General features: G+C 48.7%; 19 protein-coding genes and 1 pseudogene. All 20 read right to left on the bottom strand.

Going from position 1 to position 15,864, the window contains the following annotated elements:
- Positions 1 to 13: 13 nt before the first annotated feature.
- Positions 14 to 160: a six-cysteine ranthipeptide SCIFF gene (scfA, locus tag KO087_RS02720; protein ID WP_077075141.1), complete on the bottom strand. Its 147-nt coding sequence runs from the start codon at positions 158 to 160 to the stop codon at positions 14 to 16.
- Positions 161 to 169: 9 nt separating this feature from the next.
- On the bottom strand, positions 170 to 526 hold the full coding sequence (yajC, locus tag KO087_RS02715) for a preprotein translocase subunit YajC (protein ID WP_215507475.1): 357 nt from the start codon (positions 524 to 526) through the stop codon (positions 170 to 172).
- A gap of 13 nt (positions 527 to 539) precedes the next feature.
- Entirely contained in the window at positions 540 to 1,661 is a 1,122-nt protein-coding gene (gene tgt, locus KO087_RS02710; protein ID WP_215507515.1) for a tRNA guanosine(34) transglycosylase Tgt, read from the bottom strand.
- Entirely contained in the window at positions 1,655 to 2,686 is a 1,032-nt protein-coding gene (gene queA / locus KO087_RS02705) for a tRNA preQ1(34) S-adenosylmethionine ribosyltransferase-isomerase QueA (RefSeq protein ID WP_215507473.1), read from the bottom strand. The genes tgt and queA overlap by 7 nt, the downstream gene beginning before the upstream one ends.
- Positions 2,687 to 2,696: 10 nt before the next feature.
- Positions 2,697 to 3,926 carry a SpoIID/LytB domain-containing protein gene (locus KO087_RS02700; protein WP_251374900.1) on the bottom strand — a complete coding sequence of 410 codons (1,230 nt, stop codon included), beginning with the start codon at positions 3,924 to 3,926 and terminating at the stop codon, positions 2,697 to 2,699.
- The gene (gene ruvB, locus KO087_RS02695; protein ID WP_215507471.1) at positions 3,923 to 4,933 is read right to left on the bottom strand and encodes a Holliday junction branch migration DNA helicase RuvB; all 1,011 of its coding nucleotides are present in this window, start codon (positions 4,931 to 4,933) and stop codon (positions 3,923 to 3,925) included. The genes KO087_RS02700 and ruvB overlap by 4 nt, the downstream gene beginning before the upstream one ends.
- Before the next feature lie 9 nt (positions 4,934 to 4,942).
- Positions 4,943 to 5,533 carry a Holliday junction branch migration protein RuvA gene (gene ruvA / locus KO087_RS02690; RefSeq protein ID WP_215507469.1) on the bottom strand — a complete coding sequence of 197 codons (591 nt, stop codon included), beginning with the start codon at positions 5,531 to 5,533 and terminating at the stop codon, positions 4,943 to 4,945.
- Positions 5,534 to 5,540: 7 nt separating this feature from the next.
- The gene (gene ruvC / locus KO087_RS02685) at positions 5,541 to 6,035 is read right to left on the bottom strand and encodes a crossover junction endodeoxyribonuclease RuvC (protein WP_215507467.1); all 495 of its coding nucleotides are present in this window, start codon (positions 6,033 to 6,035) and stop codon (positions 5,541 to 5,543) included.
- A gap of 38 nt (positions 6,036 to 6,073) precedes the next feature.
- Entirely contained in the window at positions 6,074 to 6,832 is a 759-nt protein-coding gene (locus KO087_RS02680; RefSeq protein WP_215507465.1) for a hypothetical protein, read from the bottom strand.
- 57 nt (positions 6,833 to 6,889) lie between these two features.
- Positions 6,890 to 7,888 carry an aspartate--ammonia ligase gene (gene asnA / locus KO087_RS02675; protein ID WP_215507463.1) on the bottom strand — a complete coding sequence of 333 codons (999 nt, stop codon included), beginning with the start codon at positions 7,886 to 7,888 and terminating at the stop codon, positions 6,890 to 6,892.
- Between the two features lie 221 nt (positions 7,889 to 8,109).
- Complete coding sequence (locus KO087_RS02670; protein WP_215507461.1) at positions 8,110 to 8,745, bottom strand: zinc dependent phospholipase C family protein; 636 nt, start codon at positions 8,743 to 8,745, stop codon at positions 8,110 to 8,112.
- Positions 8,746 to 8,812: 67 nt separating this feature from the next.
- Positions 8,813 to 10,483 carry a glycosyl hydrolase family 18 protein gene (locus KO087_RS02665; protein WP_215507459.1) on the bottom strand — a complete coding sequence of 557 codons (1,671 nt, stop codon included), beginning with the start codon at positions 10,481 to 10,483 and terminating at the stop codon, positions 8,813 to 8,815.
- A 71-nt stretch (positions 10,484 to 10,554) separates the two neighbouring features.
- Positions 10,555 to 10,899, bottom strand: a complete 345-nt coding sequence (rplS, locus tag KO087_RS02660) for a 50S ribosomal protein L19 (protein WP_215507453.1) — start codon at positions 10,897 to 10,899, stop codon at positions 10,555 to 10,557.
- On the bottom strand, positions 10,886 to 11,635 hold the full coding sequence (trmD, locus tag KO087_RS02655) for a tRNA (guanosine(37)-N1)-methyltransferase TrmD (protein WP_215507451.1): 750 nt from the start codon (positions 11,633 to 11,635) through the stop codon (positions 10,886 to 10,888). The genes rplS and trmD overlap by 14 nt, the downstream gene beginning before the upstream one ends.
- Positions 11,632 to 12,132 (bottom strand): ribosome maturation factor RimM, encoded by a 501-nt coding sequence (gene rimM, locus KO087_RS02650; RefSeq protein ID WP_215507449.1) that lies wholly within the window; start codon positions 12,130 to 12,132, stop codon positions 11,632 to 11,634. Before rimM ends, trmD begins: the two co-directional genes overlap by 4 nt.
- Complete coding sequence (locus KO087_RS02645) at positions 12,116 to 12,355, bottom strand: KH domain-containing protein (RefSeq protein ID WP_215507447.1); 240 nt, start codon at positions 12,353 to 12,355, stop codon at positions 12,116 to 12,118. The genes rimM and KO087_RS02645 overlap by 17 nt, the downstream gene beginning before the upstream one ends.
- Positions 12,356 to 12,647: 292 nt before the next feature.
- Positions 12,648 to 12,893, bottom strand: a pseudogene (gene rpsP, locus KO087_RS02640) (30S ribosomal protein S16); the annotation flags it as partial.
- Between the two features lie 22 nt (positions 12,894 to 12,915).
- Complete coding sequence (ffh, locus tag KO087_RS02635) at positions 12,916 to 14,253, bottom strand: signal recognition particle protein (RefSeq protein WP_215507445.1); 1,338 nt, start codon at positions 14,251 to 14,253, stop codon at positions 12,916 to 12,918.
- Entirely contained in the window at positions 14,243 to 14,602 is a 360-nt protein-coding gene (gene ylxM, locus KO087_RS02630) for a YlxM family DNA-binding protein (RefSeq protein WP_215507443.1), read from the bottom strand. The genes ffh and ylxM overlap by 11 nt, the downstream gene beginning before the upstream one ends.
- Positions 14,603 to 14,676: 74 nt before the next feature.
- Positions 14,677 to 15,840 carry an alanine racemase gene (gene alr, locus KO087_RS02625; protein WP_215507435.1) on the bottom strand — a complete coding sequence of 388 codons (1,164 nt, stop codon included), beginning with the start codon at positions 15,838 to 15,840 and terminating at the stop codon, positions 14,677 to 14,679.
- Positions 15,841 to 15,864 lie beyond the last annotated feature (24 nt).

Genomic DNA, 15,864 nt, shown 5'->3' with positions numbered 1-15,864 from the left:
GAAGCCCACAACCTTATCTATCCTTATTTTCGCACTTTTGATTGCCGACGGTGCAAGAAGTCTTGCAGGCCGATTGGCAAGAGGTTTGGCATTCGCCGCAACCGGCTTTTTCTAAACCTTTACGCAGTGAACGTTTCGTCAATGTTTTTATGTATTTCATAAAATACTCCTATTCTTCATCCTCAGCTTTATCTTCTTTTTCAGCTTTACGTCCGGACGGCTTCATTACACTCTTTACCGCCCACTTCATGATTTCCAAACGCGTCTTCATTCCCGAAGATTCGATGATGATGACGTCGGCTTTGACCTGAACGATTTTTCCGACGATGCCGCCATAGGTATTGATGACATCACCGACGGTCAGGTTTTTCATCATTTCCGCCGCTTCTCTTTCCTTCTTTTTATTCGGACGCATAATGCCGAAGTAAAAGATGGCGATCATTAAAACGACAGAGATGATGGTAGGGATCATTGAGTTCTCTCCACCGAGCGCTCCCAGCGGGAAAAGACCATCTCCAAATTCCATGCAAACCTCCTAACTATTTCTTATTATTATAACCATATTTCCCGTAAAAGTCATCTTTATATTGAAGGAAGTTGTCCTCTTCTATGGACTTTCTTATGTTGTCCATGAGATTTAACAGAAAATATAAATTGTGGTAACTGGCCAGGTGCATCCCCAGGATTTCATTGGCTTTAAACAAATGGCGAATGTAGGCTCTGGAGTAGTTTCGGCACACGTAGCAGTCGCATTCCTCGTCCAAGGGTCTGAAATCGCGGGCGTATTGGGCGTTTTTGATGACGAGCTTGCCGTGACTTGTCAAGCAGCTGCCTTTTCGCGCGTTTCTCGTCGGAAGGACACAGTCTGCCATGTCGATGCCTCTTTCAACGGCCTCAAAGAGGAAATCCGGCGTTCCGACGCCCATTAGGTAGCGGGGCTGTTCTTTCGGCATAAAGTCCGTTGTATGGTCCAGGACGTCGCACATAACCTCGATGGGCTCGCCGACGGATAAGCCGCCTACGGCATAGCCGGGAAAGTCCATGGCCACCAGTTGCTCGGCGCTTCTTCTGCGAAGGTCCTTATACATACCGCCTTGAATGATGCCGAAGAGGTTTTGCCCCGGCTTGTCGTTGTGATAAATCTTACAGCGTTCAGCCCAGCGACTGGTTCGCTCGGCGGAGTGCATGATGTATTCTCTCGAAGCGGGATAGGGCGCGCACTCGTCAAAGGCCATGATAATGTCTGAGCCAAGGATATGCTGGATTTCGATGGATTTTTCCGGCGAAAGAAACTGTTTCGAGCCGTCGATATGGCTACGGAAAGTGACGCCCTCTTCGGTGATTTTTCTTCGGTGAGACAAACTAAATACCTGAAAGCCGCCGCTATCCGTTAAAATCGGCCCGTCCCAATGCATAAATCGGTGTAAGCCCCCTGCCGCTTCGATGATTTCCGTGCCCGGACGTAGGAATAAGTGGTAGGTGTTCGACAAAATGATTTGCGCCTGAATGGCCCGCAAATCCTCCGGCGTCATGGTCTTTACCGTGGCCTGGGTGCCGACGGGCATGAAAATCGGCGTTTGGATGGTGCCGTGATCCGTTTCGATGACGCCCCGCCGCGCTTTCGTGTTCGAAGATTCATGGGTTAGTGTAAATTTCACGATTCCCTCTTTTCTATAAACATGGCATCGCCGAAGCTGAAAAACCGATAGCGTTCCTTCACGGCATGGCGATAGGCTTTCAGTATGGCGTCTTTTCCGTAAAAAGCAGAGACCAACATAATCAAGGTGGATTCCGGCAAATGGAAATTCGTCACGATGGCATCCACGATTTTAAATTCGTAGCCCGGATAAATGAAAATCGACGTGTTGTCGGAATCGGCACAGATTTTGCCGTTTTTTACCATGCAACTTTCCAAGGTGCGGATGGAGGTGGTGCCTACGGCGATGACCCTGCCGCCGTTTTTCTTGGCGCGATTGATGGCCTCCGCCGCCTTCTCGTCGATTTTATAATACTCGCTGTGCATTTCGTGGGCTTCCACCTCGTCGGTCTTTACGGGACGAAAGGTTCCGAGGCCAACGTGAAGGGTGATTTCTGCAATTTCCGTGCCCTGTGCGCGAATGGCGTCTAAAAGCTCCTCTGTAAAATGCAGACCTGCCGTCGGCGCCGCAGCGGAGCCTTCGTACTTGGCGTAGACCGTTTGGTAGCGGTCCTTGTCCTTTAGTTTTTCGTGAATGTAGGGCGGCAGGGGCATCTCACCGAGGCGCTCTAAAATTTCGATAAACACGCCTTCATAGGCGAATCGAATGTGCCGCAGGCCGTCTTCGGTGACCGCTTCCACTTTTCCCGTGAGGCCCTCGCCGAATTCAATGGTGCCGCCGACTTTCATCTTTTTTCCCGGACGAACCATGCACTGCCAAAGGTTCTTTTCGATTTCTTTGACGAGAAGCACTTCGATGTGCTCCTCTTTTTCCGGACGATGGCCGTAGATTCGCGCCGGCAGAACTTTCGTATTGTTAATGACCAATACATCTTCGGGACGAATAAATCGAATAATGTCTTTAAAGGTTAAATCCTCCACCTCGCCATTTGCCATGGCGTGTAAAAGCCTGGATTCATCCCGCTTGTCCGCCGGATGTTGTGCGATTAATTCCTCAGGAAGATCGTAGTAAAACTCGCTTGTTTTCATGCTGTCCTTTCTAGCGCAATTCCGTGCCTGGATAGTAGAAGCTCAGAATTGCTTTGTAATCCTTGCCTGCCTTGGCCATTTCAATGGCGCCGTATTGGCTCAGGCCCACGCCGTGGCCATAGCCCGTGCCCTTTAAGGTAATGGCTTCTCCGATGGGCATGGTGTCGTTGTACGTCGCCTTTTGAGCATTTGCCTTTTCAATACCCTGCGCCCGAATCACCGCATCGACGCTTCCCGTGCGGATGCCACCTGCGGAAATAATTCGGTCATTGACATAGGGCCGTATGCACGTGGCAGTCATGACCGCCATAGTTGCTTGAACCGGGCGGACGCCTGCTTCGGTGCCGAAGTTTGTGCTCTTTACCTTAATGGAGCCCATTTTCATTCGGAATTGATTGCCCGTCATCACTTCTCTTCCCGACGTGCCTACAACGGCCATGGATTTAATCCGCCCCGTGGAAGAGCGCTCGAGCACTTCCAAGGCCGTGGGTTGTCCTACGGAGGGGAAGGCCTTGCGAATGTCGGCGGAGGCGAGTGTGGCTTGCCAGGTGGCGTGACGGGTATTCAATGAATAGGGGTCTTTTAAAGCGATTAAGTAAGGTGAGGGGTTGCCGCCCCATACCTCTTCGATGGCTTCCGTTTCGCCGCCGCTGGTGGCGTTAAAAATCGTATTGGCCACTTCGCCCTTGTAGTAAAGAATTTGGCCTCTCGTCTCCGCTACGGCCCGGTCGGTCATCGGTGACTCGACGCTCATGCCGGCGTAGGCTTGCGAGGCGCTGGAGTCGTCTAAATTATAGCCGTACTTCGCAAATTTGTTCCAATTGGCATAGGCGAAGCTTCTGGAGACCACGGCTTGCACCTTCAGCGCTTCCATGGGCGTGGTCGTGCCGATTTCCTTCGGGAGTACGCCGCGAATGTAATCGTCCACATCCACAATATTAACCGATTTCAGTTGATTGCCGGAAATAATAAAGCGCACACTTCCCCTGTATGGCTTCCCGCCGATAGCAATGTAGCCGGCGGAGGAAGAAAATACATCCGATTCCGATACATTGGACGCTGTGGCATTAAAGCTGCTTCCGACGGGGCTGCCGTTTTTCATCAAACTGCCCTCTGTCGACAAGGTAATCGAGGAGGAAGTGGGGCCGACTTTAACGTGAATCGGCTCCGACTGCGCAAATACCGGTGCACCCAATACGAGTATGGCGACAAAAGCCAGCAAACTTACTATTTTTTTCATGACTCGTCCTTTCTGTAGGGAATGCCTAAGTGATCGTACGCCCGTTTCGTGGCTACGCGGCCCCGAGGCGTTCGTTGAATAAAATTAATCTGCAGCAAATAAGGCTCGTAGACGTCTTCGATGGTAATGCGCTCCTCGCCGATGGTGGCGGCGATGGTGTCGATTCCCACGGGCCGACCCTCGTAGTCTAAAATCATGGTCCTGAGTATTCTACGGTCCAAATCATCGAGGCCATAATCGTCTACATCTAAAAGGCGCAAGCCTTCTTTGGCTACCTCTTCGTCAATCAATCCGTTTCGCTTCACTTCGGCAAAGTCGCGAATCCGTTTTAAAAGGCGATTGGCGATACGCGGCGTACCCCGGCTCCTCTTTGCGATTTCCAAGGCGCCGGAGGTGCTTAGGGGAATGTTTAAAATTTCTGAAGACCGAAGCAAAATGGTCTTTAAACTTTCCGCATCGTAGAGCTCCAGATTTAAAAGCACGCCGAAGCGATCCCTAAGAGGCGATGCCAATTGACCGGAGCGGGTGGTGGCGCCGATTAAGGTGAAGTGGTTTAGGTCCAAACGAAGAGACCTTGCCGACGGGCCTTTGCCCACGATAATATCCAACGCAAAATCTTCCATGGCCGGGTAAAGAATTTCTTCCACCGTGCGGGGAATCCGGTGGATCTCGTCGATGAAGAGCACGTCGTTTTCATCTAAATTGGTCAAAATGCTGGCCAGATCTCCGGGGCGCTCGATGGCAGGCCCTGAGGTGACCCGCATATTCACGTGCATTTCGTTGGCGATAATATTGGCGAGGGTGGTTTTTCCCAAGCCCGGCGGGCCGCTAAGTAAGGCGTGATCCAAAGATTCGTCGCGTCGTCTGGCTGCTTCGATGAAAATTTCCAGCTTTTCTTTCGCCTTGTCCTGGCCGATGTATTCCGACAAAAACTTCGGGCGAAGGGCCAATTCCATGCGCTCTTCCTGAGGCAGCACGGTTTTCGATACCAGTCGTTGATCTTCCATAGGCCCTCCTTACCCTTTCATGGCGAGACGCTTCAGCGCCGCCTTTAAAATAACTTCCACATCGTCGCTGTCGATTCCTTTTACCGCCGCCTTCGCCTCGTTGGTGCCGTAGCCCAGCCCTTCCAGGGCATCGACGGCTTCTTGCTTCGGTCCCTGAGGTGCAGGCGAAAGGGCCGCTCCCTGAGGCGACGTCACGCCCAGCCCCTTCACTTTATCTTTTAATTCCAGAATCAACCGCTCGGCGGTCTTTTTTCCGATGCCCGGCGCTTCCGTCAAGGATTTCGAATCACCGTTTTGAATAAAATAAATCACATCGTCGGCAGCAAATCGACCGAAAATGCCCATGGCCACTTTCGGGCCTACGCCGGTAACGCCAATTAGCAGGAGAAATAATTCCCGATCCTTCTCGTCTAAAAAGCCGAAGAGAGAAAAACCGTCGTCCTTTACCTGTAAATAAGTGTAAATGGTCGTAAGGTCCCCTTCTTCGATTCCGCCAAGATTGGATCCGGGAAGATAGACCATAAGCCCGAAACCGCCGGTCTCCACGACGACGCCGTCTAATTTTTTTTCTAAAACTGTGCCGCGCAAGCGATCAATCATAGTTCACCTACTTCAATTCAAAATGTGCTTTGCTTTTCGCCGAATGGATATGGGTTATGGCGATGGCCAACCCGTCGGCGGCATCGTCTGGTTTGGGAATCTCCTTTAAATGCAAAAACATCTTCACCATTTCCTGTACCTGATGCTTCTCCGCCCGGCCATAACCCACCACGGCCTGTTTGATCTGAAGGGGCGTGTATTCATAAATGGGCAGGCCCATTTCCATGCAGGTCAAGATCTCCACGCCGCGGGCTTGGGCCACGGATATGGCCGTGGTAATGTTTTTGTTGAAAAACAGCTCTTCCATGGCCACCTCGTCGGGCTTTGAGGATTCGATAATTTTTTTCAGCTCCACATGAAGTTGAAACAAGCGTTTCGGATAATCCGTCTTACTTGTCGTTTCGATGACGCCGTATTCCACGGGTCGCAGGCGATTGCCCTCCACGTCGATAATCCCATAGCCCATAATGGCAAGGCCCGGGTCGATTCCCAAAACTCTCATAAAACTCCTTAAAAAAAGGGCTCCTTCGAGCCCTTCGGTTACGGACGGTATCTTTTTAAGACCGAATCGTTGATGCCGCACCAATAGGCAGACAAATAGATTCGTAATCCGTCTCTATATAGAAAATTCTTTAATTTACGATTTAAACCGACCAGCTCTTCCCGCGTCAGAACATAGTCCGACTCGCGATATAACTTTTTCGGGCTTTGAAAATCGACTTGCAATTGCCGGTCCACATAATGATTTAAGGTTAATACTTTGCGCTTCAACACCGATTTTGAAAAACGACGTGCCTCTTCGCCAATGGCTTCTCCGCCGCCGATTGCGCGAATGTGCCGCTCCAAGGCTTCTTTACGAAAACGCCGCACATCGTCGTATTCCGCATCGTAGTGAAACAGCACCTTGCGTTCGAAAAGATGACACAGATCGATGTGGCGCAGGGCGATGATCTCCAGATCGTTGGCTTCCGATGCCGCGCTGTAACCGCATTTATAGCCGGCCAAGTACATCACCAGCTCAAAACGATTGATGTCGTCATAAATGGCATCGGTCAAGCTGTTTGCAAAGACGGCGCGATTATCTTTTCGCCGAAGAAAAGACAGAATGTCCTTCTTCAGATTTTTCATCGATACGTAGGAGGGGAAAATATTGTGAATTTTCTCTTCCAGATCGTAGAGATTTAAAAGGAGTTGCATGGCCGAGCTATCCGCTCCATACAAAAACTTCTGCGTCAGTTTCGCTTTCATGTCGACGAAATTCAACGTCTTGTCATTTAGTTGCGCATTTTGTACGGACATGCTTTTCCTCCTTATTGTGCTTTATTTTACCATAAAGCACGAAAGAATTCACGGTTTTTACAACACGTCTTCCCCGCGAAGTTTCGATTCCAAGAGAAAATCATCGGGCCAAACGGAGGCTTGCACCTCGGCAATGGATTTCTTTTCTAAAAAGAACATGCAAATTCGGGATTGGCCGATGCCGCCGCCGACGGTGTAGGGCAGATTGCCTTCTAAAAGATCCTTGTGATACTTCATCTCTAGGCGATCCGTCGCACCGGCTATTTCTAATTGACGCATTAAGCTATCTTCATCCACCCGTATCCCCATGGAGGAAAGCTCGATCACCGAATCCGTAGTCGGGTTGTAGAAGAGAATGTCTCCGTTTAAATCCCAATCGTCATAGTCAGGGCTTCGGCCGTCGTGAGGCGCGCCGCCTGCAAGTTCTTTTCCGATGCCTTGTAAAAATACGGCTTTTTTCTCGCGGCAGATAGCGTACTCTCTGTCTTTCGGGCTCAAGTCCGGATACTTATCCTCCAGTTCCTGCGAGGTCATAAAATAAATGGAGGAGGGCAATTTTCTCGAAAGAATATGGGGGTACACGCTGTTAATATAGGTTTCCGTGCGAAGGAAAACCGAATAAATTTCCGAAACAATAAAATGCAAGTAGGCATCGGTGCGGTCTTCTTTTCGAATCACTTTTTCCCAATCCCACTGATCCACGTAAATGGAGTGGATGCTGTCTAATTCTTCGTCGGGACGAATGGCGTTCATGTCCGTGTAAAGACCTTCGTAATAATCAAAACCGTAGACCTTTAAGGCGTTACGCTTCCACTTCGCCAAAGATTGCACGATTTCTACATTGATATCGTATTTACGCATTTTAAACGACACGGCTTTTTCCACGCCGCTTAAATTGTCGTTTAAGCCCGTCTCCGGACGCACGAATAAGGGCGCCGAGACGCGGGTTAAGTTTAATGTATTGGCCAAATCCCTTTCAAAGTAATCCTTTAAACTTTTAATGGCGATTTGCGTTTCTTTAATTGTAAATTTTGTTGCTTCAGAATTGTTTCTCATGTTATCTCCTTCATTAAAAAAGCGAATTCTTCATCAAACGGACGAAAAATTCGCTATGCCACCTTTTCGAGTACTTCATACTCTATTACAAAATAACGGGTAAAACCGTCTGCCCTTTTGAGAGCAGATCCTCCGAGATGTTTTCCATAGGGGCCCATAAGCATCTTTCACCGACATGCCTCGCTAAATATAAGCTGTCCTACTTCCCTTCTCTTCAAAGGTTATGCCATTTGAACTTGTCCGGCCTTTTGATAGCTGAAGGCCGCTTCACAAACAACGTTCGATATAAACACATTAATCAAAAATGCGAAATTCGCATCGTTTCTGAATGTGATGGGTTCTTTTTTATAAAGCTCGATTAAATTCGTGATTTGCTCTTTTACATAGACGCGCAGATCCTCTTTTTCGCCATGAAAGCTCCCCATTTCCATATTGGAAATAAAATCCTTATCGACGCCTTGTTTTTTAACAAAGCGATTCAAATCCTTTTCGTAAAGCAAATGGGATTTTAAGTCTTTCATAGACGTGCAGCGAATGCGCCGAGCGTGGGGATGGGTCATGTAGTCGCATAAATAGTGACTGATGACGCCGATCATATAGCTGACGGGAAGATTTAACAAACCTTTCCACGCCGTATCGTTGGCCAGCTCCGACATATAGGGAACCAAGGCGACGATTTTCTCGACGATATAATCGATGCTTTCGTCATAGTAATGGGGAATAAATTTATACTTCGGATAGACGTCCGGCGCAATGGATCCACGCAACATTTTGGATTCGTCTAAAACAATGCCGTAATCCTTTATGATGCGATTTCGCACTTCACCGGCGATTATACGATGTGTTTCAGGTACCATGAACGCTCCTTTTTCTTTGTTCCGTCTACCTATGACATTATATCAAAATTTCCGAAATATGCAATTTCTATTGGTAGGGATAGCGGTATTTGCTGAATTGATCCGCCATGGCCGTCCATACGTCCGGCGTCTCAAATCCCAGTCGCCAGGACGAAATGCCTGCCAAATTGTATTTGCGCATCAGCGAAACTTTCCACGCCACAGACTCCGCGTTTTCGATCCAGATCTTTTCGCTCTTTCCGTTCACGCTTTGTTCAATGGTATACTGTTTCGCCTCGTCGTCCCAGACAGGATTTAATCCGCGAGCCTTCACATAATCGGCTGTGGTCTTCATGCCCACGGCACTGGATGTCAGTCCCTTGTCGCCTTCTTTCCACAAGCGGGCATAGAAGGGCACGGAAAGAATGAATTTTTCCGGCGGAATGTCCTTGAGACTGACGTTCACATTGCCTTCCACCCATTTGTATTCGGCGACGGAGCCTGCTTTTTCGGAGCTGCCCCAGTGTTGGTCATAGGCCATTAAAACCACATAGTCACAGATCTCGGCCAAGGCCTTTCTGTCGTAAAGTTCGTTCTTCACGTTCTTGGAAATTTGCGGCGTCACGCAAACAGAAACCAACAGATCCGCCGCTCTTGCCTCCTCTGCCACTTCCCTTACGAAGGCGGTTAAGGCGTCGCGATCTTCCACTTTGATGTTTTCAAAGTCGATGTTTACGCCCTTCATGCCGTAGGCTTTGGCAAAGTTTACAAAGGTGGACACGGCTTTTTTGCGTGCCTCTTCGTTTTGCAGGAATTGATGGGTTAAATCGGGATCGAAACTGTTGTCCAAATAGGCCCATGTAGCTACGCCTAATTTGGCATAATTTTCGACGTAGCGAATGTCGCCGCGGTCGCGAATATCCCCTTGAGCATTTTCCATGGAAAACCACGTGGGGATCACCACGTCCAAACCGTCGATTTTCTTGATGCCGGCAATGACTTCGTCCTTGACCTGCGCGTAGGTGTAGTCGTAGGTGATGTTTAAAGGCTTCTTGACGGCCGATTGCTGCACAAGGCCGCTGTCTGCCGTATACTCGCCACCTTCCAAGGTCTCGACGTTTAGATTGTCCTCACGAATCCAACCCAGAAAGCCGTTTTGTTCCCTGACGTGATACCAATTGCCTTTTTTGCCATACACCCAAAGCTTTGTGTCCGCTTTTAAGGTGGCGACAATGGGTGAATCTGTGGTGTCGGATTCGCGTAAGTTGACGCCGTCGCCGGCCAATGTGCCGACGGCGTGTTTCTTCATGCGATTATCCATAATCAGGACATTTTTGTCCTTTTCGTAATTCATGGCAATGGGGTAATCGTGGATGAATGCTTCCACCGGAATAAAGATTTGATCGCCTTTTTTAACGAGGGGATCTCTTAAACCGATCTTTCCGCCGTTGACCGTGGCTTCATTGCTGTCTAAGGGCAACACTTTTTCGCCGCAACGATTGTTAAAGACGACGGCACCTTTCGAATCGTCGAAGCGAGCCGTTTTGTCGATGTATTTTTGCACGCCTTCCAAGGACATAAAGTACTGGCCGTCTTCGCGCATGGCGTATTTTTTCGGCACGAGCTGGTCTTCGTAGATGACGTGAAAGGATTTATAAACTTCGGAATATTGATTGTTGCCGCCCACTTTATTTAATACGGTGTAACCGCCAAATAACACGCCGGCGAGAACCAAGAGCAAAATAAGTAGTTTTTTCATGGCACCTGCTACTTTCTTTGATTTAAAAGGAATTTAAAAGAATAGGCACTGCAAAAGCAATGCCTAAACAATTAAAACTTCTTTTCTTTAACTTTGGCCGCTTTACCTTGACGATCGCGTAAGTAGTAAAGTTTTGCACGACGAACTTTACCGCGCTTTAATACCTTGATTTCAGCAATTCTCGGAGAGTGAACCGGGAAGGTTCTTTCGACGCCGACACCATAGGAAAGACGTCTGACGGTAAAGGTTTCGTTGATGCTGCCGCCTTGACGTTTGATGACGGTACCTTCGAATGCTTGGATTCTTTCTCTGGAACCTTCGATGATACGGTAGTTTACTTGTACGGTGTCGCCTACTTTAAATTCAGGCACATTGTCTTTTAATTGCGCTTGTTCAATGGATTTAATGATGTCCATGCTTTTCCCCCTCTTGTTTTTCTTTGAGAGTCTTTAAATAACTCTTATCCGACTCCGAAAGTGGTGCTGTCTCTAAGAGATCGGGCCTACGTTCGTAGGTTACTTTCAGAGCTTCTCTTCTTCTATATTCTTCGATCTTTCGGTGATTGCCGCTTAACAGCACATCGGGTACACAATAGCCTCGGAAATTATAGGGCCTGGTGTAGTGGCTATGCTCTAGAAGGCCTTGACTATGGGATTCTTCCACAGCCGAATCCTCGTTGCTCAGGACGCCGTCAATCAAGCGACTCACGCCGTCGATTAAGATCATAGAGCCCAGCTCCCCGCCGGAAAGTACGTAATCACCGACTGAAATTTCTTCGTCGATATAGTGGTCCAACACACGCTGATCGATGCCTTCGTAGTGACCGTTGACCAGGACGATGTGTTCTTTCTTTGCCAATGCTTCCAACTTCGACTGGGTTAATACCTTGCCACGCGGCGATAAATGAATGACGTAACCGTCCCATCCGCGATTTTTTAATATGGCATCGGTAACCGGCTGTGCCTGCAAAACCATGCCCGGACCGCCGCCGTAGCTGTAGTCGTCTACATTGTTGTGTTTGTCTGTGGTGTAATCCCGAATGTTGACGCTGTCTAATCGGATGATGCCTTTATCCACGGCCCGTCCGATGACGGAATAGCTCTTCATCGAGTCGACAAATTCAGGAAATAAAGTCAGTACGGTAAACCTCATGAAAGCATCCCCTCGATGGGTTCGATGACGATGCCTTCATCGTCCACGGAGCGAACAAAGGCTTTTACAAACGGAATAAGCACTTGGCCTGTTTCCGTGGATATGACCAATATGTCGTTGCCGTGCTGCGTCAGAACATCGGTCAGCTCGCCGATCACATCCCCTGCCACAGTAGATACACGAAGACCGATCAGGTCGTCGATAAAGTACTGATCTTTTTCAAGGGGCTTGCGATCTTCGAAGGGAATATACAGTTTCTTCTTGACGATTCCCTCCGAGGCATTTCGCGTGTCCACGCCCTGAATTTTTATAAGCGCCATGTTTTTTTGAACCGACGCCGATTCAATCTCGCGCAGGGTATCTTCACCTTCGATGAAGACGCGCTGAATGGTTTTGAATCGCTCCGGCGAATCCGTGTAGGGATAAACCTTGATCATGCCGCGAATGCCGTGGGCCGATGTAATTTCTCCGACGAGTACTTTATCCTTCTTTGGCATCGAAATCCACCGAGACCATCACTTGTTCCTTCGTCCCCACCGCTTTTGCGATGCTTCGAATGGAGCGGGCAATTTTTCCCTGACGTCCGATGACGCGCCCCATATCGTCGGGATTCAGATACACTTGGATGTGGACCTCGTCGCCGTCGACGGTTTTAATAACTTCAACGGACTCGGGATCCTTAACGAGCTTCGAGACGATGTAGTGAATTAACGCTTCCATGTCTCACCTCCTGGTTTGAAACTTATGCTTCTTCAGCTACTTCTTCCGCTTCCGGGGCTTCTTCAGCTACTTCTTCCCCTTCAGCTTCTTCAGTTTCTTCAGCTGCGGCGGCTTCTTCAGCAGCTTTGGCTGCGGCTGCTTTTGCTTCTTCCGCTTCTTTTGCCTTGCGTTCTTTTGCTTCTTCGTCTAAGCGATCTAATTCGGCTTCTCTTTCAGCCAAGGCTTTGCGTTCAGCGGCCTTTTTTTCTTCCCGTTTAGCTTTTTGAACGTCGGAGTTGTCGTAGCTGCCCGTTGCGTCGTAAACGGCATTTTCTTTAAAGAGGCGGTCTACCGTGTCCGTGGGTTTTGCACCGTTTTTGATCCAGGTGTTCGCCTTGTCGGCATCGACGCGCAGGATCTTCGGTTCCGTCAGGGGATTGTAGTAGCCGATTTCTTCAATGAAGCGACCGTCTCTCGGTTTTCTGGAGTCTGCTACAACAATTCTGTAAAAAGGATTCTTCTTGGAACCCATTCTCTTTAATCTAATTTTTACTGCCATTATTTCCTCCCATATTTCTCATTTAAAATGGAAAAGGCATTTTCATTTTGCGTTTACCTTTTCCGCCACTCATTGCGCCGAGCTTCTTCATCATTTTTCGCAATTCTTTAAATTGCTTTAAAAGCCCGTTCACCTGTCTTACATCGGTACCCGATCCTTGGGCAATGCGCTTTTTCCTCGAACTGTCGATGATCTCCGGATGGGTGCGCTCTTTTTTCGTCATGGAGCGGATAATCGCCTCCACGCGAGCAAACTCTTTCTCGTCGATCTTTAAATTTTTCATGGCCTTGTTGTTCATGCCCGGAAGCATGCCCAGCAAATCTTCCAAGGGACCGAGATTTCGCATTTGCTCCATTTGATCCAGAAAGTCGTCGAAGGTGAAGGTTTGTGAACGAATTTTTTCTTCCAATTCCTTGGCTTTTTTCTCGTCCACAAAGGCTTCCGCCTTTTCGATGAGGCCTACCACATCGCCCATGCCTAAAATACGCTTCGCCATGCGATCCGGGTGGAATACTTCCAGTGCGTCCAATTTTTCGCCTAGGGCGATATATTTAATGGGCACCTCGGTCACCGAGCGAATCGAAAGGGCCGCACCGCCTCGGGCGTCGCCGTCCAGCTTCGTGAGTACGACGCCGGTAATGGACAGGGCGTCGTTGAAGGCTTGGGCTACTTTTACCGCATCTTGACCGGTCATTGCATCCAATACCAATAGGATTTCCGTCGGCGACGTGGCCTCTTTAATCCCTTTGATTTCGTCCATGAGGGCTTCATCGACGTGAAGACGGCCTGCCGTATCGATGATGACGACGTCGTTGCCGTTGGCCTTGGCGTGTTCCACACCCCGTTTGGCGATGACCACAGGATCTTCATCGGTTCCCTGAGCAAATACAGGAACCTGCACTTGCGATGCCAATACTTCCAACTGCTTGATGGCAGCCGGCCGATAAACGTCGCAGGCCACGAGCAGGGGCCGCTTGTTTTGCTTCTTAAGCAAGCGCGCAAGCTTTGCCGTGGTGGTGGTCTTACCGGCCCCTTGCAGACCGGTCATTAAGATCACCGTCGGACTTTTAGAAAAATCGATTTTTTCAGCACTGTCGCCCATTAAAGCCGACAGCTCTTCCATGACGATTTTGATGACCTGTTGGCCCGGCGTCAAACTTTCCATGACGTCGCTGCCCAAGGAGCGTTCCTTCACTTTTTTTACAAAGGATTTGACGACTTTAAAATTGACATCGGCCTCCAGCAGTGCCAATTTGACTTCGCGCATCGCCTCATCGACATCTTGCTCGGTAACTTTGCCTTTGCCGCGCAATTTGCCGATGGTGTCTTGCAATTTATCGGCCAGGGATTCAAATATCATAGTATCCCTCCTTATCTATACGAGTTTCAATCGAATCGATGATTTCATGAAAACGGGTATCCGTCGAGAAAGGCCTAAGGGCTTCCAAGGAGGCTACAATCGCCTCGCCGTCTTCTTTCCATCGCTTCGTTTTTTCGGCGAGTTTCAGGTTCGACTCGTAATTTTTCAGCGCCGATTCCGCGCGCTTTATGTGCTCGGAAATGGCCTGCTTCGAAATACTTAACAGATCGGAAATCTCGTTTAAGGAATAATCTTCCTTGTAATAGAGATCCATTACTTGCCTTTGCCTGTCGCTTAGTAATTCATCGTATAAGTCTAACAAAACATTGACGTGTACTGTCTTATCCATGATCACTCCCATAAAAAAACAGGGTCAGGTAAATTCCTTGACCCTGTGGATTATACTATCCCTTGCGGCGATTGTCAATATTCAATGTCTAAAATTTCATCGACTGTCTTGTAGCGAACGCCGCCTTTCATATATACCTTCGGCAACCGTTGTTTAAAGTGGGTGACGAAGGAGGTGGGGATTTCGTTGTTGGCCTTGGCGATTTCTTCGATGGTGATTTCTTCATTGCCTTGTCTGCCGATAATAACGACTTCATCGCCTACTTTGCAATCGACGCCTGTTGCATCGATCATCATTTGGTCCATACAAATGCGGCCGATTTGCGGGCAGCGCTTGCCACCAACAAGAACATCGAATTTTTCAGACATACTGCGTTCCATGCCGTCGGCATAGCCGATGGGAATCGTGGCAATTTTGGTTTCCCCTTCGGTGACGTATATTTGACCGTAGCTGACGCCTTCGCCGGCTCCGACGGTTTTGACGTGACCGATTTCGGCTTTTAATTGTGCAACAAAGCGAACGTCAAAATCTCTTCCGCCGGGATCGCCTTCTCTCGTACCGTATTGAATGATACCGGGACGAACATATTCTAAGTCGAATTCCCTAAAATTCATTAACGCGTGGGAATTGGCGACGTGGCGATTTAGCGTGATGCCACGTTTTTTCAATTGTTGGTAAACCCAGTCGTAGCGTTCGTATTGTTTTAAGGTAAAGTCGCGGTCTTCATCGGCGAGGGCAAAGTGTGTAAACATGCCTTTCACTTCGATATTGTCCATACGAACAATCTTTTCGATGATATCGACGCTTTCTTCTGTCGGTTTAAAGCCGATACGGTTCATCCCCGAGTCGATGGCAATGTGTACGCCGGCTTTTTTGCCCATGCGGCCGGCCAAGGCGTTCAGCTTTTCGGCGACATCCAGGCGATACAGGGCCATGTCGATGGAATTTTCGATCATCATATCGGAAACTTCTTCCGGCGTATAACCTAAAACTAAAATTTCTACTTTAGGCAAAGCACGGCGCAGGGCGATCCCTTCGTTTCCGGAGGCGACGGCAAAATGTGTTACGCCGCATTCTTTCATGGTCTTTGCCACTTCTATGGCGCCGAAGGAATAGGCATCTGCTTTAACAATGGATATTACTTCGGTCCCTTCCTTCAAATGCCGCTGAATTTCCTGCATGTTTTTCTTTACTTGATCGAGATCAATTTCCAGCCAAGCGGGACGTGTAATTTTCATAAATACCTCCTCCTATCGCGCGTT

Source organism: Peptoniphilus rachelemmaiella, from assembly GCF_943169845.1.
Lineage (GTDB): Bacteria > Bacillota > Clostridia > Tissierellales > Peptoniphilaceae > Aedoeadaptatus > Aedoeadaptatus rachelemmaiella.
The sequence above is the reverse complement of the archived record's forward strand: the minus strand, read 5'-3'. Positions and strand labels throughout refer to the sequence as shown.

What these genes read in the sequence shown, in the direction of transcription:
- scfA (WP_077075141.1), bottom strand. Translation starts at nt 160, where the DNA reads ATGAAATACATAAAAACATTGACGAAACGTTCACTGCGTAAAGGTTTA.
- asnA (WP_215507463.1), bottom strand. Translation starts at nt 7,888, where the DNA reads ATGAGAAACAATTCTGAAGCAACAAAATTTACAATTAAAGAAACGCAA.
- queA (WP_215507473.1), bottom strand. Translation starts at nt 2,686, where the DNA reads ATGAAAACAAGCGAGTTTTACTACGATCTTCCTGAGGAATTAATCGCA.
- KO087_RS02645 (WP_215507447.1), bottom strand. Translation starts at nt 12,355, where the DNA reads ATGGAAGCGTTAATTCACTACATCGTCTCGAAGCTCGTTAAGGATCCC.
- ruvB (WP_215507471.1), bottom strand. Translation starts at nt 4,933, where the DNA reads ATGGAAGATCAACGACTGGTATCGAAAACCGTGCTGCCTCAGGAAGAG.
- KO087_RS02665 (WP_215507459.1), bottom strand. Translation starts at nt 10,483, where the DNA reads ATGAAAAAACTACTTATTTTGCTCTTGGTTCTCGCCGGCGTGTTATTT.
- KO087_RS02680 (WP_215507465.1), bottom strand. Translation starts at nt 6,832, where the DNA reads ATGTCCGTACAAAATGCGCAACTAAATGACAAGACGTTGAATTTCGTC.
- KO087_RS02700 (WP_251374900.1), bottom strand. Translation starts at nt 3,926, where the DNA reads ATGAAAAAAATAGTAAGTTTGCTGGCTTTTGTCGCCATACTCGTATTG.
- rplS (WP_215507453.1), bottom strand. Translation starts at nt 10,899, where the DNA reads ATGGACATCATTAAATCCATTGAACAAGCGCAATTAAAAGACAATGTG.
- trmD (WP_215507451.1), bottom strand. Translation starts at nt 11,635, where the DNA reads ATGAGGTTTACCGTACTGACTTTATTTCCTGAATTTGTCGACTCGATG.
- ylxM (WP_215507443.1), bottom strand. Translation starts at nt 14,602, where the DNA reads ATGGATAAGACAGTACACGTCAATGTTTTGTTAGACTTATACGATGAA.
- KO087_RS02670 (WP_215507461.1), bottom strand. Translation starts at nt 8,745, where the DNA reads ATGGTACCTGAAACACATCGTATAATCGCCGGTGAAGTGCGAAATCGC.
- yajC (WP_215507475.1), bottom strand. Translation starts at nt 526, where the DNA reads ATGGAATTTGGAGATGGTCTTTTCCCGCTGGGAGCGCTCGGTGGAGAG.
- ruvC (WP_215507467.1), bottom strand. Translation starts at nt 6,035, where the DNA reads ATGAGAGTTTTGGGAATCGACCCGGGCCTTGCCATTATGGGCTATGGG.
- rimM (WP_215507449.1), bottom strand. Translation starts at nt 12,132, where the DNA reads ATGCCAAAGAAGGATAAAGTACTCGTCGGAGAAATTACATCGGCCCAC.
- ffh (WP_215507445.1), bottom strand. Translation starts at nt 14,253, where the DNA reads ATGATATTTGAATCCCTGGCCGATAAATTGCAAGACACCATCGGCAAA.
- ruvA (WP_215507469.1), bottom strand. Translation starts at nt 5,533, where the DNA reads ATGATTGATCGCTTGCGCGGCACAGTTTTAGAAAAAAAATTAGACGGC.
- alr (WP_215507435.1), bottom strand. Translation starts at nt 15,840, where the DNA reads ATGAAAATTACACGTCCCGCTTGGCTGGAAATTGATCTCGATCAAGTA.